This window comes from Pseudomonas fluorescens (assembly GCF_018614775.1).
Taxonomy (GTDB): domain Bacteria; phylum Pseudomonadota; class Gammaproteobacteria; order Pseudomonadales; family Pseudomonadaceae; genus Aquipseudomonas; species Aquipseudomonas fluorescens_BY.
This window is the reverse complement of record NZ_JAGGOF010000083.1, coordinates 4,568-19,648: the sequence shown is the minus strand read 5'-3', so window position 1 is coordinate 19,648 and position 15,081 is coordinate 4,568. Positions and strand designations below refer to the sequence as shown.

The following is a 15,081-nucleotide window of genomic DNA, read 5'->3' as shown; positions in this document are numbered from 1 at the left end:
GAGCGTGGGAACGATCAATCAGGCTTGTACGTTCAAGCCGTACTCAACCGCCGCATCCTGCAACCACAGCCACCAGTAATCCGAGAAGCTGCGACGGATCAGCAGTTCCCAGGTGCCTTCAGCCGTGTGGCGAATCACCAGTTGCGACTTGGCAAACACCGTGCCCACCGCCTTGCCCACCGGAAAGTTGCTTGGGTGTACATCGTAGCTGGTGGATTTCATCAGCACGTCGCGCACGTTCGGGCCGGTCAGTTCGAGGATCTGCTGGCCGCCGCTGACGTTGACGATCTGGATGTGCAGGTCGCCCAGGGCTTCACGCAGGTTTTTCTCGGCGGCGAACTCTTCACCGGTCGGCACGATCAGCAGCCATTCATCCGGCCCCATCCATTGCAGACTGGTTTCGCCCTTGACGATGACGCTCAATGCGCCGGGCAACTCGATGCCCAGGGCCTTGTGCACGCCGGCGGCGAACGCGGCATCGTGCCCATCGCCACGAATCGTCAGGTGACCGAGGAGTTTTTTCTCGCGCACGGTCACGCCGGCGTTCTTGCGACCCTTGCCCACCAGGCTGGCGAGGTCGGCATGGTGCAGCGACGACTCGGCTTTGGCCCCGGTGGTTGGGCGTTGTTGGTAAACATTGGCTGCTGTCATATAGCACCTGTCTCTTCAATTGATCGTTCCCACGCTCTGCGTGGGAACGATCAGGTATCAAATATTCTGCCGATCACCCTTCGGATCGAAGAACACCGAAGGCACGATCTCGGCCTCGATCACGCTGCCATCGGCCAGCGGTGCGAACACCCGCTCACCCATGCGCTTCAAGCCGCCCTTGACCACGCCCATGGCAAACGAATAACCCAGGGAGTTGTGGGCATAGCTGGAGGTCACGTGGCCGACCATGGTCATCGGGATCGACTGCTTGGTGTTGAACACCAGTTGCGCGCCTTCCGGCAGCCAGACGTTCGGATCGATCGGCTTGAGGCCCACCAGTTGCTTGCGGTCTTCGCGCACGCAATCTTCGCGATTCATGCCACGCCAGCCGATCCACGAGAACGGTTTGGTCCGGCCGACGCACCAGCCCATGTTCAAGTCGTCCGGGGTCATCGAGCTGTCGGTGTCCTGGCCGACAATGATGAAGCCCTTCTCGGCCCGCAGGACGTGCATGGTCTCGGTGCCGTACGGGGTCAGGTTGTACTTCTTGCCGGCCTCGACGATTTTCTCGAGCACGCCCATGGCGTAGTCGGCTTGCACGTTGACTTCGTACGACAGCTCACCGGTGAACGAGATCCGGAACACCCGTGCCGGCACGCCGCCCACCAGGCCTTCCTTCCAGGTCATGAACGGGAAGCCGTCGCGATCCAGGTCGATGTCGGTGACTTCGCTCAGCAGCTTGCGGCTGTTGGGGCCCGACAGGGTCATCGTCGCCCAGTGGTCGGTAACCGACGTGAAGTACACCTTCAGGTCTGGCCATTCGGTCTGCTGGTAGATTTCCAGCCATTGCAGTACGCGGGCCGCGCCGCCGGTGGTGGTGGTCATCACGAAGTGGTTGTCCGCCAGACAGGCGGTCACGCCGTCGTCGAACACCATGCCGTCTTCTTTGCACATCAGGCCGTAGCGGGCCTTGCCCACGTCGAGCTTGGTCCAGGCGTTGGTGTAGATGCGGTTGAGGAATTCACGGGCGTCCGGGCCCTGGATGTCGATCTTGCCCAGGGTCGAGGCGTCCAGCAGGCCGACGCTGTCGCGCACGGCTTTGCATTCGCGCTTGACCGCGGCGTGCATGTCTTCGCCGTTCTTCGGGAAGTACCAAGGGCGCTTCCACTGGCCGACGTCTTCGAATTCGGCGCCGTTCTTCACATGCCAGGCATGCAGCGCGGTGAAGCGAACCGGTTCGAAGATGTGCCCGCAGTGCCGGCCGGCTACCGCGCCGAAGGTCACCGGCGTGTAGTTCGGACGGAACATGGTGGTGCCCATCTGCGGAATGCTGACGTTCAGCGAGCGCGCCGCGATGGCCAGGCCGTTGACGTTGCCCAGCTTGCCCTGGTCGGTGCCGAAGCCCAGTGCGGTGTAGCGCTTGACGTGTTCAACCGACTCGAAGCCTTCGCGGGTGGCGAGCTCGATGGCGGCCGCGGTGACGTCGTTCTGCAGGTCGACGAATTGCTTCGGCGCCCGTGCGGTGGATTTTTCGTGCGGCACCTGGAACATCGCCAGGGTTGGCTCTTCGTGGCGGCTCAGGGCTTTGGGCAACACGCCCTCCACCGCGTTGAAGCCGGCTTCGCTGGCCGCGCGCACGCCGCCCTCGAAACCATCGGCCAGGGAATCACCGAGGCCGTAGACGCCATTGATGCCGCCGACACACACACGCTTCTGCGGTGCTTCGCCCGGTACGAAACCGAGGATGTCTTCACGCCAGATCGGCTTGCCGCCCAGGTGCGAAGCCAGGTGAACCACCGGGCTGTAGCCGCCGGAGCTGGCCACCAGGTCGCAGTCCAGCCATTCGCCGGGGCTGGTGACTTTTTGCGCACGGACGTCGATCGCGGCCACACGTGCCCCGGTGACGCGCTTGCTGCCACGGGCCTCGATCACGGCGCTGCCGGTGAGGATGCGAATACCCTTGGCACGCGCCTCTTCCACCAGCGCACCGCGCGGGTTGCTGCGGGCATCGGCGACGGCGACCACTTGCAGGCCGGCGTCGAACCAGTCCAGCGCCACGCGATAGGCGTGATCGTTGTTGGTGCTCAGCACCAGTTTCTTGCCCGGTGCCACGCCGTAACGGCGCACGTAGGTGGAGACCGCACCGGCCAGCATGTTGCCCGGCACGTCGTTGTTGCCGTAGACCAGCGGCCGTTCGCAGGCACCGGTCGCCAGCACCACGCGCTTGGCACGGACACGGTTGATGCGCTGGCGTACCTGGCCGATCGGCGCACGGTCACCGAGGTGATCGGTGAGGCGCTCGTGGATGGTCAGGAAGTTATGGTCGTGGTAACCGTTCACGGTGGCGCGAGGCAACAGCACCACCTCCGGCATCGAACGCAGTTCAGCCACCACCGCAGCGACCCATTCGGTCGCCGGCTTGCCGTCCAGGCTCTCGCGGGAATCGAGCAGGCTGCCGCCGAACTCTTCCTGCTCGTCCGCCAGGATCACCCGCGCGCCGCTGCGGGCTGCAGCCAGTGCAGCGGCCAGGCCGGCCGGGCCGGCACCGACCACCAGCACGTCGCAGTGACGGTTCATGTAGTCGTAGCTGTCCGGGTCGTTCTCGGTCGGCGAGCGACCCAGGCCGGCGGCCTTGCGGATGTACTTCTCGTAGGTCATCCAGAACGATTGCGGGTACATGAAGGTTTTGTAGTAGAAGCCCGGCGGCATCAGCTTGCCGCCGACCTTGCCGAGAATGCCCATCATGTCGTTGTTGACGTTCGGCCAGCCGTTGGTGCTGGTGGCGACCAGACCTTGATACAGCGCCTGTTGCGTGGCGCGCACGTTGGGGATCTGGGTGGCTTCGGTGGCGCCGATCTGCAGCACCGCGTTCGGCTCTTCCGCACCGGCGGCGTAGATGCCGCGCGGCCGGGAGTACTTGAAGCTGCGGCCGATGATGTCGACGCCGTTGGCCAGCAGGGCAGCGGCCAGGGTGTCGCCTTCGAAGCCTTTGTAGGTCTGGCCGTTGAAGGTGAAGCTCAGCACTTTGTTGCGGTCGATCCGTCCGCCGTTGGACAGGCGATTGATCTGGCTCATACCTTCTCTCCCAGAGCCTGTGCGGCCGCTTTCGGACTCTCAGCCTTGTCGGTGAATTGCGGCTTTTGGCCGATCTTGTAGGTTTCCAGGATTTCGTAGCTCACGGTGTCGCGGGTGGCGTTGAAATACTGGCGGCAACCGGCCGCGTGGATCCACAACTCATGGTGCAGGCCGCGCGGGTTATCGCGGAAGAACATGTAGTCGCCCCACTGCTCGTCGGTGCAGGCATTCGGGTCCAGCGGCCGCGGGATGTGCGCCTGGCCGGACGAGTGGAATTCCTCTTCGGAGCGCAGTTCGCCGCAGTGAGGACAGAAGATGTGCAACATAGGGATTTCTCCTGTTAGTGGGCGACGGCAGCAGCGCCGTGTTCGTCGATGAGCGCGCCGTTGTGGAAACGGTCGATGGAAAACGGTGCGGCCAGCGGGTGCATTTCACCCTTGGCCAGGCTGGCGGCAAACACGTTGCCCGAGCCCGGGGTGGCCTTGAAGCCACCGGTGCCCCAACCGCAGTTGAAGAACATGTTCGGTACCGGGGTCTTGGAGATGATCGGGCAGGCGTCCGGCGTGGTGTCGACGATGCCGCCCCACTGGCGGTTCATGCGCACCCGCGAGAGCACCGGAAACATCTCGACGATGGCCTGCACGGTGTGCTCGATCACCGGGTACGAACCGCGCTGGCCGTAGCCGACCCAGCCGTCGATACCGGCGCCGATCACCAGGTCGCCCTTGTCGGATTGGCTGATGTAGCCGTGCACGGCGTTGGACATGATCACGCTGTCGATAATCGGCTTGATCGGCTCCGACACCAGCGCTTGCAGCGGGTGGGATTCGATGGGTAGGCGGAAACCGGCGAGCTTGGCCATGTGCCCGGAGTTACCGGCGGTCACCACGCCGACGCGCTTGGCGCCGATGAAGCCCTTGTTGGTTTCCACACCGATGCACACGCCGTTTTCCTTGCGAAAACCGATCACTTCGGTCTGCTGGATCAGGTCCACGCCCAAGGCGTCGGCAGCACGGGCGAAGCCCCAGGCCACGGCATCGTGACGGGCCACGCCGCCGCGACGCTGGACGGTGGCGCCCATCACCGGGTAACGGGTGTTCTTCGAGCAATCCAGGTACGGGATTTCGTCGGCCACTTGCCTGGCGTTGAGCAGCTCGCCGTCGACACCGTTGAGGCGGTTGGCGCTGACCCGGCGCTCGGAGTCACGGATGTCCTGCAGGGTGTGGCACAGGTTATAGACGCCACGCTGGGAGAACATCACGTTGTAGTTCAGGTCCTGGGACAGGCCTTCCCAGAGTTTCATCGCGTGCTCGTACAGATGGGCCGATTCGTCCCACAGGTAGTTGGAGCGCACGATGGTGGTGTTGCGCGCGGTGTTACCGCCGCCCAGCCAGCCCTTCTCGACCACGGCCACGTTGGTGATGCCGTGTTCCTTGGCCAGGTAGTAGGCGGTCGCCAGGCCATGCCCGCCGCCGCCGACGATGACCACGTCGTAGACTTTCTTCGGGGTCGGCGTGCGCCACATCCGCTGCCAGTTTTCGTGATGGCTGAGAGAGTGTTTGAAGAGGCCGAAGCCCGAATAGCGTTGCATAGTCATTACTCCAAAACCGACTCAGCGATAAACCGGGAAGTCCGCGCACAGGGCCGACACTTGCTGGGCGACATTGGCCTCGACATCGGCATCACCGAGGTTGTCGAGGATGTCGCAGATCCAGCCGGCCAGGGTCACGCATTGGCTGACCTTGAAACCGCGCGTGGTCACCGCCGGGGTGCCGATGCGCAGGCCGGAGGTCACGAACGGCGATTGCGGGTCGTTCGGCACGGCGTTCTTGTTGACGGTGATGTGGGCGCGGCCCAGGGCGGCATCGGCGTCCTTGCCGGTCAGGCCCTGACGGATCAGACTGACCAGGAACAGGTGGTTATCGGTGCCGCCGGACACTACATCGTAGCCGCGCTTGATGAACACGCCAGCCATCGCCTGGGCGTTATCGATCACTTGCTGCTGATAAGCCTTGAAGCCTGGCTCCTGGGCTTCCTTGAAGCACACCGCCTTGCCGGCGATCACGTGCATCAGCGGGCCGCCCTGGGCACCCGGGAATACCGCGGCGTTGAGCTTCTTCTCGATTTCTTCGTTGGACTTGGCCAGGATCAGGCCGCCCCGTGGACCGCGCAGGGTCTTGTGGGTGGTGGTGGTGACCACGTCGGCGTAGGGCAGCGGGTTCGGGTACAGACCGGCGGCGACCAGGCCGGCGACGTGGGCCATGTCGACGAACAGCAGGGCACCGACCTTGTCGGCGATCTGGCGGAAGCGTGGGAAGTCGAGGGTCTTGGAGTACGCCGAGAAACCGGCAACGATCATTTTCGGCTTGTGCTCGACCGCCAGGCGCTCGACTTCGTCGTAGTCGATCAGGCCGGTGGTGGTGTCGATGCCGTATTGCACCGCGTTGTAGAGTTTGCCCGAGGACGACACCTTGGCGCCGTGGGTCAGGTGACCGCCGTGGGCCAGGCTCATGCCCAGGATGGTGTCGCCGGCCTGCAACAGGGCCAGGTACACGGCGCTGTTGGCCGAGGAACCGGAGTGCGACTGGACGTTGGCATAGTCGGCGCCGAACAGTTGCTTGGCGCGCTCGATCGCCAAGGCTTCGACCTTGTCGACGTGCTCGCAGCCACCGTAGTAGCGCTTGCCTGGGTAGCCTTCGGCGTATTTGTTGGTCAGGCCACTGCCCTGGGCCTGCATCACACGCTTGCTGGTGTAGTTCTCTGACGCGATCAGCTCGATGTGATCTTCCTGGCGTTGCTCCTCGGCATTCATCGCCGCCAGCAGTGCATCGTCGTAACCCTGGATCTGGTCTTGCTTGCTGAACATCGCGTCTCTCCCAGCGGCGGCGGTGCGCCTTTTTGTCTTGGTGAGGCAGGGACCCTTCGGTCGTGCCCTTTGGAAGCGATGGTATGGCTGGCGCAGACAGGTCAAATGCCTATGGACGCCACACAACGGCGCGTTTACGACATGTGCTGCAAAGGAGCGCAGAAGGAAACCTTTGGGCCTTGTGCTTATGCCTTTGTGGCGAGGGCGTGAGCCAGGTGTCTGGCGCACCGCAAGCAATGCCAGGCGCCCCGGCACGTACAGCCAATCGGCGGAGAAACCGACATATCGCAGAGGATCGAGCACTATCGACAAAGGAGCCAGCCACTTGCGCAGGGCCAGCGCCCCGTCGCGCGGGTTCACGTTGAAAGCGCTTCGAAGACTTTGTGATTTCCTGACAGAAACATCCGGTGTGTTCCCCCGCTAATCTTGGGTAAAGTGCGCACCAACATCGACCACGGCGCTGTGGACCCAAACACGCCGAACCAGGGACTCCTCACCCGGGACGCCCACCAGGGAACTCTTTACCCAGGACTCTCTACCTCAGGAGCAAGGCCATGACCGACAAGAGTCAACAGTTTGCCAGTGACAACTATTCCGGCATTTGTCCCGAAGCCTGGGCCGCCATGGAAGAAGCCAACCAGGGCCACCAGCGCGCCTACGGTGATGACGAGTGGACCCACCGGGCCGCCGATGATTTCCGCGCTTTGTTTGAAACCGACTGCGAAGTGTTCTTCGCCTTCAACGGCACCGCGGCCAATTCCCTGGCGCTGTCCTCGCTGTGCCAGAGTTACCACAGCGTGATCTGCTCGGAAACCGCCCACGTCGAAACCGACGAATGTGGCGCGCCGGAGTTCTTCTCCAACGGTTCCAAGCTGCTGGTGGCACGCACGGAAAACGGCAAGCTGACCCCTGAATCGATCCGCGAGATCGCCCTCAAGCGCCAGGACATCCACTACCCCAAGCCGCGCGTCGTGACCCTGACCCAGGCCACGGAAGTGGGCAGCGTCTATACGCCGGAAGAAATCCGCGCCATCAGCATCACTTGCAAGGAACTGGGGCTGAACCTGCACATGGACGGTGCCCGGTTCTCCAACGCCTGCGCCTTCCTCGGCTGCTCCCCGGCCGACCTGACCTGGAAAGCCGGTGTCGACGTGCTGTGCTTCGGCGGCACGAAAAACGGCATGGCGGTGGGCGAGGCAATCCTGTTCTTCAATCACGACCTGGCGGTGGACTTCGACTACCGCTGCAAACAGGCCGGGCAACTGGCTTCGAAAATGCGCTTCCTCTCCGCGCCCTGGGTCGGCCTGCTGCAAGACGACGCCTGGCTCAAGCACGCCCGCCACGCCAACCACTGCGCCCAACTGCTGGCGCAGTTGGTCAGCGACATCCCCGGCGTGGAGCTGATGTTCCCGGTCCAGGCCAACGGCGTATTCCTGCAACTCTCGGAACCGGCCATCGCCGCCCTCACCGCTCGCGGCTGGCGCTTCTACACCTTCATCGGCAAGGGCGGCGCACGGTTCATGTGCTCGTGGGACACCGAAGAAGCGCGAGTACGGGAATTGGCGGCGGATATTCGGGAAGTGATGAGCGCCTGACCTGCGCCAGGCGCCCGTGGCGAGGGAGCTTGGTCCCGCTGGACTGAAGCAGCGCACACCGATCGTTCCCACGCTCCGCGTGGGAATGCCTCCACGGACGCTCCGCGTTCGAAATCCGACATGAATTGACTATTCCCACCTGCCCCGCCCCCTTTTCGGCTATCGCCAGCCACCGCTGAAATCGCAACATGGCCATTCCCAGCGCAACAAAGGAATGTATCCATGGGCCGGAGCCGCTACGTCATCACCGAACCTGACAAACCGCACTTTCTCACCTGCACGCTCATGGAATGGCTGCCGCTGTTTGTACGGCCCTACCTCGTCGAACACCTGCTCGATTGCTGGCGTTATCAGCAAGCCCACCAGAACCTCCAGCTATTGGGCTACGTCGTTCTGGAAAATCACCTGCATTTCCTCGCCCAGGCACCGAACCTGGACAAGTGCTTGCGCCAGTTCAAGTCATTTACGGCACGCCAGATCATCAATGATCTGCAAAGCAAAGGTGCAGAGCGAGCGTTGCAACGCCTGAGGTTCAGCAAGCGAGCACATAAGCAGGACCGGGTGTATCAGCTTTGGCAGGAAGGCTCACATGCGGAGCAGATTCATAGCGAAACGGTCATGCGTCAGAAACTCGATTACATCCATTTCAATCCGGTGAAGCGTGGGTATGTGGAATTGCCGGAACACTGGCGTTATTCCAGTGCGCGCAATTATGCCGGGATGGAAGGCTTGATCGAGATTCAACAATGGTAGGAAAGCTGGGACGCAAAGCGTCCCTGGCGGCATTCCCACGCAGGAGCGTGGGAACGATCAGCGGAACACCTAGCACCTCGTTCCTCACGCTCCGCGTGGGAATGCATCTCGGGACGCTCCGCGTTCCGGTTTCAGCGCCCCGTGGATCGGTTCAGAACTCGATCCGCACATCCCCCTTCGGCACGCTGCAGCACGACAGGATGTAACCCTCGGCTTCGTCGTCCTCGGTAATCCCGCCGTTGTGGTCCATCTCCACTTCGCCACCCAGCTTCAACACCTTGCAGGTGCCGCAGATGCCCATGCCGCAGGCCTTGGGGATCATCATGCCGAGCTTGGCGGCAGCCGCATGGACGGTTTCGCCCGGGGCCACGCGTATGCTCTTGCCCGAGGAAGTGAACTCCACCAGGTGCAGGTCCGCGGCATCGACCTCGGGCGCGTCGGCGGCCTGTTCGGCCTGTTCCACGGCGTCGGCGCGGGCTTCCGGTGGCGTGGCGCCGAAGGATTCTTCGTGATAACGCTTCATGTCGTAGCCCGCCGCTTCCAGCAGACGCTTGACCGCGGTCATGTATGGGGTCGGGCCGCAACAGAACACTTCGCGCTCGAGGAAGTCGGGCACCATCAATTCCAGCATCTTGTGGTTCAGATAACCGCGATACCCGGCCCAGGGCTCGCCCAGACCATGTTTTTCACAAATCAGGTGCAGGCTGAAATTGTCGATCCGCGACGCCATGTGTTCCAGCTCGCGGTGGTAGATGATGTCCTTGGGCGAGCGGGCGCTGTGGATGAAGGTCATGTCGACATTGGCGTTGGTGTCGTAGAACCAGCGAGCCATGGACATGCACGGCGTGATCCCCACGCCACCGCTGAGGTACAGCACTTTGGGGCTCGGGAAATCGATGGCGTTGAACAGCCCCACCGGCCCGTGCACCGCCAGCTCCTGGCCTTCATGCAGCGTATCGTGCAACCAGTTGGAGACCTTGCCCCCCGGCACACGCTTGATGGTGACCGAGAAACTGTAGGGCACCGACGGTGAGCTGGAGATGGTGTAGGAGCGCATGACCGGCTGACCTTCGATTTCCAGCTCCAGGGTGACGAATTGCCCCGGCTTGAAAAAGTACATGATCGGTTGGTCGGCCATGAAGCAAAAGGTGCGCACATCCCAGGTTTCCTGGATGACTTTGACGCAACGCACGATATGTCGGCCATTGGCCCAGGTCTGGGTCGTGACCGGGTTCAGGAAATTATTGGACATGCTGATCTCCACGGCCGACTGTCGGCCTTCATGGTAGCGATTGTGCGCAGGCGCCAGGACCGCCGTTTACCTATTCGCGACATTGACATACTTATCGCGACCAGCCCCCAACCACCGGGGCTTGCGCGTCGGGAACAGATTGGGCCATGTCGCCCATGGATAAGGTTCGCCCCCTTCGCGGGCCCACACTCGCCCCCAACAGACAAACAACGTTTTCTGCCTTGCGTAGCACAACCGATTAGCCCTTTTTCGCCGGCCACACAGATGGCCATGAGGATAAAACGATGGACGTGACCACCACCCTGAGCCTGGGCGATCCACTGGAACCCGCACGCAAGGCCACCGCACAGATGCTGCAGGAGCGTGAGCGCACGTTCTCGTTGCCCCAGCCGTTCTACAGCGACGAGCGTCTGTTCGATATCGACATGCAGGAAATCTTCCAGAAGGAATGGTTGATCGCCGGCATGACCTGCGAGATCCCGGCCAAGGGCAACTACCTGACCCTGCAGGTCGGCAAGAACCCGATCATCGTGATCCGTGGCGCCGACGGCGTGGTGCACGCCTTCCACAACGTCTGCCGCCACCGCGGTTCACGCCTGTGCACCAGCGACAAGGGCAAGGTCGCCAAGCTGGTCTGCCACTACCACCAGTGGACCTACGAGCTGGACGGTCGCCTGCTGTTCGCCGGCACCGAGATGGGTGCGGACTTCGACATGAAGCAGTACGGCCTCAAGCCGGTGAATGTGAAGACCTCCGGCGGCTACATTTTCATCAGCCTGGCGCAGAACCCACCGGCCATCGATGACTTCCTGTCGACGCTCAACCACTACATGGAACCGTACGACATGGAAAACACCAAGGTGGCGGTGCAAACCACCTTGATGGAAAAGGCCAACTGGAAGCTGGTGCTGGAGAACAACCGCGAGTGCTACCACTGCGGCGGCTCGCACCCGGAATTGCTCAAGACCCTGCTGGAATGGGACGACGTCACCGACCCGCGCGCCGACCAGGCGTTCAAGGACCACGTGGCCGCTTCCGCCGCCGCCTGGGAAGCCGAGAAAATCCCTTACGCCCACGCCAGTTTCGGCCTGCGTAACCGCATCGTGCGCATGCCGCTGCTCAAGGGCACCGTGTCGATGACCATGGACGGCAAGCAGGGCTGCGCCAAGCTGATGGGCCGCATCAAGAACCCGGACCTGGGCTCGATGCGCATCCTGCACCTGCCGCACTCGTGGAACCACTGCATGGGCGACCACATCATCGTGTTCACCGTGTGGCCGATCAGCGCCCAGGAAACCATGGTCACCACCAAGTGGCTGGTGCACAAGGACGCGGTCGAAGGCGTCGACTACGACGTGGAGCGCATGCGCCAGGTCTGGGACGCCACCAACGACCAGGACCGTCGCCTGGCCGAAGAGAACCAGCGCGGCATCAACTCCACCGCCTACCAGCCAGGCCCGTACTCCAAGACCTATGAGTTCGGCGTGGTGAACTTCGTGGACTGGTACAGCGAGCGCATGCTCAACAACCTGGGGGCCGAGCCTGCGCCGTACCTCAAGGGCGTGCCGGTCCAGGGCTAAGCGATGATCGTTCCCACGCTCCGCGTGGGAATGCAGCCAGGGACGCTCCGCGTCCCTGACAGCCGAACGCAGAGGGTCCGTTGAGGCATTCCCACGCAGAGCGTGGGAATGATCATTAAGGACCTCACCTTCATCCGGTCACTTCGAAGACCACCGCACCGACCCGTCCTCCCCATAAAACGTCTCTTCGATATCCTCCCCCACCAGCCGCACCTTCACATACCCGTTCAACACCCGCTCCGGATACACCTCGTCCCCCGCCAGCGTCGTTTCCGACCACAGCACCCGTGCATGCCCGTTCAGCTCGCTGGTGGTGCCGTAGGGAATCGCCCCATGCCCGGCGCAGCGAGCATGCAAACCGCCCTGGGTCGCGTAGCAGATGCCGTTGTGCAAATGGCCCCAGTACCAGTAATCCGGTTCACGCCCGAGGGCATCGCACACCGGTTGGTACAGCGCGGTCTTGTTGTGCCCGGAAATATCGAAACCCTGGTGATGACTGAGCACCATCAGCTTCTTGCGCTTGGGCAGGTTTTTCATCCAGTCGATCTGCTGGGCATTGAGGGTGCCGTCCATGTACAGGTTCATGGCGTCCGAGGCATAGGCGCTGTCGAGGCCGACCACCAGCCAATCGTCGTTGTACAAGGCAAAGTAGCTGGTGCCCTGCTGCACCGGGAAACGCTTGGCCAACTCCTTGAAGTATCCGTGGGCGCCGCTGTACATCTCGTGGTTGGAATTGAGGGTGAAGGAGCCATGCTTGCCCTGGGGCCAGCCGACCATGTCGACGTCTTCCTGGGAATGAGTGCCGGCGTAATACACGTCACCCAGGTGAATGGTGAAATCGGCCTGGGCCAGTTGCATCTGGTTGGCGACCGCGACCGCCGGCGCGTGGGTGTCGAACGGTCCGGTGCCCCAATCGCCGGCAATCGCCAGCACCACGTCGCTGTCCATCTTCACCAGCGCGGGCGTGGTCGCGAACGGCGCATGGTGCCGCAGGTTCTCGATCCACTTGAGCAGTGCCTCGCTCCACAACAGGTCCAGCAGCTCCCATTTGCGACAGCCGAGCAAGGTGCCGTCCTTGAGTACGCGGGTCGGCAGCTCGTCCTCGCTTTGCGGCAAGGGCTTGGCGTTGCCGATCTTCAGGATCGACAGGCCGTGGGACAACTCCCACGGCACGGCCGGCTCGTCGTCCGGCAGGTCGCCATGTTCGATCACGTGTTGCGCCTGGTCGTGGCCCCGTTGCAGCAGCTTGACGATGGCCTGGAATTCCTCGGGCTCCAGGTCGTTGACGAGTTTTTTCCAGGACATCTCCAGCCGCGTGACCAACCCGTGCAGGCGGACCTTGACCTTGTCGAACTCATGTTCCCAATGATGCAGTAATGACATGTGGACGCTCCTTCGCAATGCCCTGGGCTACAGGGTTTTCATGAATTCGATCAAAGCCCGTTTATCGACGTCCGACAGCTGCGTGCCGTACAGGTGGCCGCCGTTGTGGTTGCCTTCCAGGCGGGTGTCGTATTTGAAATCCGCCGAGGCCTTCATCTGCGCACCGCTGGTGATGAAGCCAACCTTCTCTGGGTCGTAGATGTCGGAACCGGTGTAGAACACCTGTGGACGCAGCGTTGGCGGTTGCAGCAAATCCCACAGGGTCGGTACCGAACCGTTGTGCAGGTACGGCGCGCGCAGCCAGATGCCGTCGGTCGGGGTGTTGCTGTAGCTCTGGGTCTTGCGATAGGCGTCGAAGTCGAACGGCGGTTTCTTGAAGCCATGGAACGCCGTCACCAAGCCGTTGGTGAAAGAATCCAGGCGATAGCGATCGGTGCCCAACTGGTCGATGTTGGTGGTGACCTGGCCCGTGTCGGTGCGGCCGAAATCATGGCAACCGGCACAGTTTTTCTCCCAGATCGGCTGGCCCTGGGCGACTTTCGCCGGGTCCAGGGCGAACGGCCAGGCCGGCGCCTTGTGCCCCAGCAACCAGTTGGTCACGCGGTTGAAGCTGGGTGGCAGCACCGATTCCGGCGTCGCGCCCACCGCCATGGCGGCGGCGTAATTGCGCTCATGGATCTTGTTGTTATTGCCGTCCCAGTGCAGGTACATCGACTCGCGCGGTTTCTGGTTCCAGACCTGAGGCAGGTCCACGGTGCCGATGGTGGAGTCATCCGGGAAGCCGAACACCACCATTTTGGTCGGGTTGAACGTATCAGTCCGCCCCGGCCCTTGCGCCGGACGCAGTTTCTGCCAGGCGTAGGCCTGCTTCTGCTTGAGCAGCGCGCTCTTGGCCATCGGGATGATCAGGTAGCGGTTGTAGAGCTTCTCGAAAAAACCCAGTTGGAACTTGCTGTTGATCGCGGCCATGACCGCATCGGGGGTGAATTTCGGGTCGCTGGCGCAATCGTAGGCGAACCACTGGAACGCTTGCAGCTGCAGGGTGTTGGCCGGCGCGCTGGCAACCGGCACCGCGACGTCAGTGGCGTTGGCCCTGTAGGAGCCGGTGTGGCACAGCGCGCAGTTGGGCTCCACGGTGGGGTAACCGAGTTGCCGCTTGGCCATGCCGATGGGCAGGTCGTTGCCGTTCTCATAGAGGAAACCGAACACCTCGTAGCCGCCCGGCTTGGGCATTTTCTCCGGGCACATCTGCGGCAGCACGGCGAACAGGTAATAAGGAATCCGCGCCTCGATGCCCAGGCCGATGGCGGCGTATTTGTAATGGTCTTCGTCGGAGGCGAAGTCCGGCTGCGGCACCTCGCGGATCATCTGGTACCAGGTCTGGTAACCGATGAACCCCAACACCAGCACCACTACCAGCGCACCGGTCTTGAAGCCGGGACGTTGCCAGCGCCGCGCCCAGCCTTCGCGCCACGCCCGCCAACCGTCGCAGAGCAAGGCCAGCGGACGATTGGCCACCTGGCTGCCCAGGTACAGCAGCACGCCCAGGATCAGGAACATGCTCAGGTCGCCCATCAACATCGGCACGAACAACGGGCCCTGGGCGTTGGTGTTGATCAGGTAGATCCAGAACACCACCGCCACCAGCCGCGAGAGCACGCACAACCACGAATTCACCACAAAGCGCGGGGCATTGAAGCCCGAAGGCATATAGAACAGGCTGATCCCCACCAGCAACATGCCGGTGTTTTCCAGCCAGGGATCGGACAACACGGGCGGCAGGCCGAGCATGGACGTCAGCAATGCCGGCGCGAACAACGCCGGAATCGCGAAGACCATGTTCATGACAATCCCGACCCAGATGATGCGTTGGAACCAGCGGATATAAGTGTTCATGGCGTTCCCCAGATCGTTCCCACGCTCTGC

Annotated in this window: 11 protein-coding genes; 3 read left to right on the top strand and 8 right to left on the bottom strand. The window is 62.5% G+C overall.

Annotation, left to right across the window (positions count from 1 at the left end; all coding sequences use genetic code 11):
• Positions 1–18 precede the first annotated feature (18 nt).
• The 5 genes from J7E36_RS19955 to glyA are packed head-to-tail and all read right to left on the bottom strand — an operon-like array spanning position 19 to position 6,592.
• Positions 19–651, bottom strand: a complete 633-nt coding sequence (locus J7E36_RS19955) for a sarcosine oxidase subunit gamma (protein WP_215006747.1) — start codon at positions 649–651, stop codon at positions 19–21.
• Positions 652–708: 57 nt separating this feature from the next.
• Positions 709–3,726 carry a sarcosine oxidase subunit alpha gene (locus J7E36_RS19950; RefSeq protein WP_215006744.1) on the bottom strand — a complete coding sequence of 1,006 codons (3,018 nt, stop codon included), beginning with the start codon at positions 3,724–3,726 and terminating at the stop codon, positions 709–711.
• Positions 3,723–4,052, bottom strand: coding sequence for a sarcosine oxidase subunit delta (locus J7E36_RS19945; protein ID WP_215006741.1), 330 nt, complete (start codon positions 4,050–4,052; stop codon positions 3,723–3,725). Before J7E36_RS19945 ends, J7E36_RS19950 begins: the two co-directional genes overlap by 4 nt.
• Before the next feature lie 14 nt (positions 4,053–4,066).
• Positions 4,067–5,317 carry a sarcosine oxidase subunit beta family protein gene (locus J7E36_RS19940; protein WP_215006738.1) on the bottom strand — a complete coding sequence of 417 codons (1,251 nt, stop codon included), beginning with the start codon at positions 5,315–5,317 and terminating at the stop codon, positions 4,067–4,069.
• 21 nt (positions 5,318–5,338) lie between these two features.
• Positions 5,339–6,592 (bottom strand): serine hydroxymethyltransferase, encoded by a 1,254-nt coding sequence (gene glyA / locus J7E36_RS19935; protein ID WP_215006735.1) that lies wholly within the window; start codon positions 6,590–6,592, stop codon positions 5,339–5,341.
• A gap of 554 nt (positions 6,593–7,146) precedes the next feature.
• Here glyA and J7E36_RS19930 point away from each other — a divergent pair.
• Positions 7,147–8,187: a low specificity L-threonine aldolase gene (locus J7E36_RS19930; RefSeq protein WP_215006732.1), complete on the top strand. Its 1,041-nt coding sequence runs from the start codon at positions 7,147–7,149 to the stop codon at positions 8,185–8,187.
• Positions 8,188–8,409: 222 nt separating this feature from the next.
• Positions 8,410–8,940, top strand: coding sequence for an REP-associated tyrosine transposase (locus J7E36_RS19925; protein WP_215006729.1), 531 nt, complete (start codon positions 8,410–8,412; stop codon positions 8,938–8,940).
• A gap of 151 nt (positions 8,941–9,091) precedes the next feature.
• On the opposite strand, the gene gbcB is transcribed toward J7E36_RS19925, so the two are convergent.
• Complete coding sequence (gbcB, locus tag J7E36_RS19920; protein ID WP_215006726.1) at positions 9,092–10,192, bottom strand: glycine-betaine demethylase subunit GbcB; 1,101 nt, start codon at positions 10,190–10,192, stop codon at positions 9,092–9,094.
• Between the two features lie 284 nt (positions 10,193–10,476).
• Between gbcB and gbcA the strand changes: the two genes are divergently transcribed.
• Positions 10,477–11,772 carry a glycine-betaine demethylase subunit GbcA gene (gene gbcA / locus J7E36_RS19915; protein WP_215006722.1) on the top strand — a complete coding sequence of 432 codons (1,296 nt, stop codon included), beginning with the start codon at positions 10,477–10,479 and terminating at the stop codon, positions 11,770–11,772.
• 138 nt (positions 11,773–11,910) lie between these two features.
• On the opposite strand, the gene J7E36_RS19910 is transcribed toward gbcA, so the two are convergent.
• Positions 11,911–13,155 (bottom strand): metallophosphoesterase family protein, encoded by a 1,245-nt coding sequence (locus J7E36_RS19910; protein ID WP_215006719.1) that lies wholly within the window; start codon positions 13,153–13,155, stop codon positions 11,911–11,913.
• A 27-nt stretch (positions 13,156–13,182) separates the two neighbouring features.
• Complete coding sequence (locus J7E36_RS19905) at positions 13,183–15,051, bottom strand: hypothetical protein (protein WP_215006705.1); 1,869 nt, start codon at positions 15,049–15,051, stop codon at positions 13,183–13,185.
• Positions 15,052–15,081: the final 30 nt, after the last annotated feature.

Coding starts and splice junctions, on each gene's coding strand:
- glyA (WP_215006735.1), bottom strand. CDS start 6,592: ATGTTCAGCAAGCAAGACCAGATCCAGGGTTACGACGATGCACTGCTG.
- J7E36_RS19950 (WP_215006744.1), bottom strand. CDS start 3,726: ATGAGCCAGATCAATCGCCTGTCCAACGGCGGACGGATCGACCGCAAC.
- J7E36_RS19905 (WP_215006705.1), bottom strand. CDS start 15,051: ATGAACACTTATATCCGCTGGTTCCAACGCATCATCTGGGTCGGGATT.
- J7E36_RS19910 (WP_215006719.1), bottom strand. CDS start 13,155: ATGTCATTACTGCATCATTGGGAACATGAGTTCGACAAGGTCAAGGTC.
- J7E36_RS19930 (WP_215006732.1), top strand. CDS start 7,147: ATGACCGACAAGAGTCAACAGTTTGCCAGTGACAACTATTCCGGCATT.
- J7E36_RS19945 (WP_215006741.1), bottom strand. CDS start 4,052: ATGTTGCACATCTTCTGTCCTCACTGCGGCGAACTGCGCTCCGAAGAG.
- J7E36_RS19955 (WP_215006747.1), bottom strand. CDS start 651: ATGACAGCAGCCAATGTTTACCAACAACGCCCAACCACCGGGGCCAAA.
- J7E36_RS19940 (WP_215006738.1), bottom strand. CDS start 5,317: ATGCAACGCTATTCGGGCTTCGGCCTCTTCAAACACTCTCTCAGCCAT.
- J7E36_RS19925 (WP_215006729.1), top strand. CDS start 8,410: ATGGGCCGGAGCCGCTACGTCATCACCGAACCTGACAAACCGCACTTT.
- gbcB (WP_215006726.1), bottom strand. CDS start 10,192: ATGTCCAATAATTTCCTGAACCCGGTCACGACCCAGACCTGGGCCAAT.
- gbcA (WP_215006722.1), top strand. CDS start 10,477: ATGGACGTGACCACCACCCTGAGCCTGGGCGATCCACTGGAACCCGCA.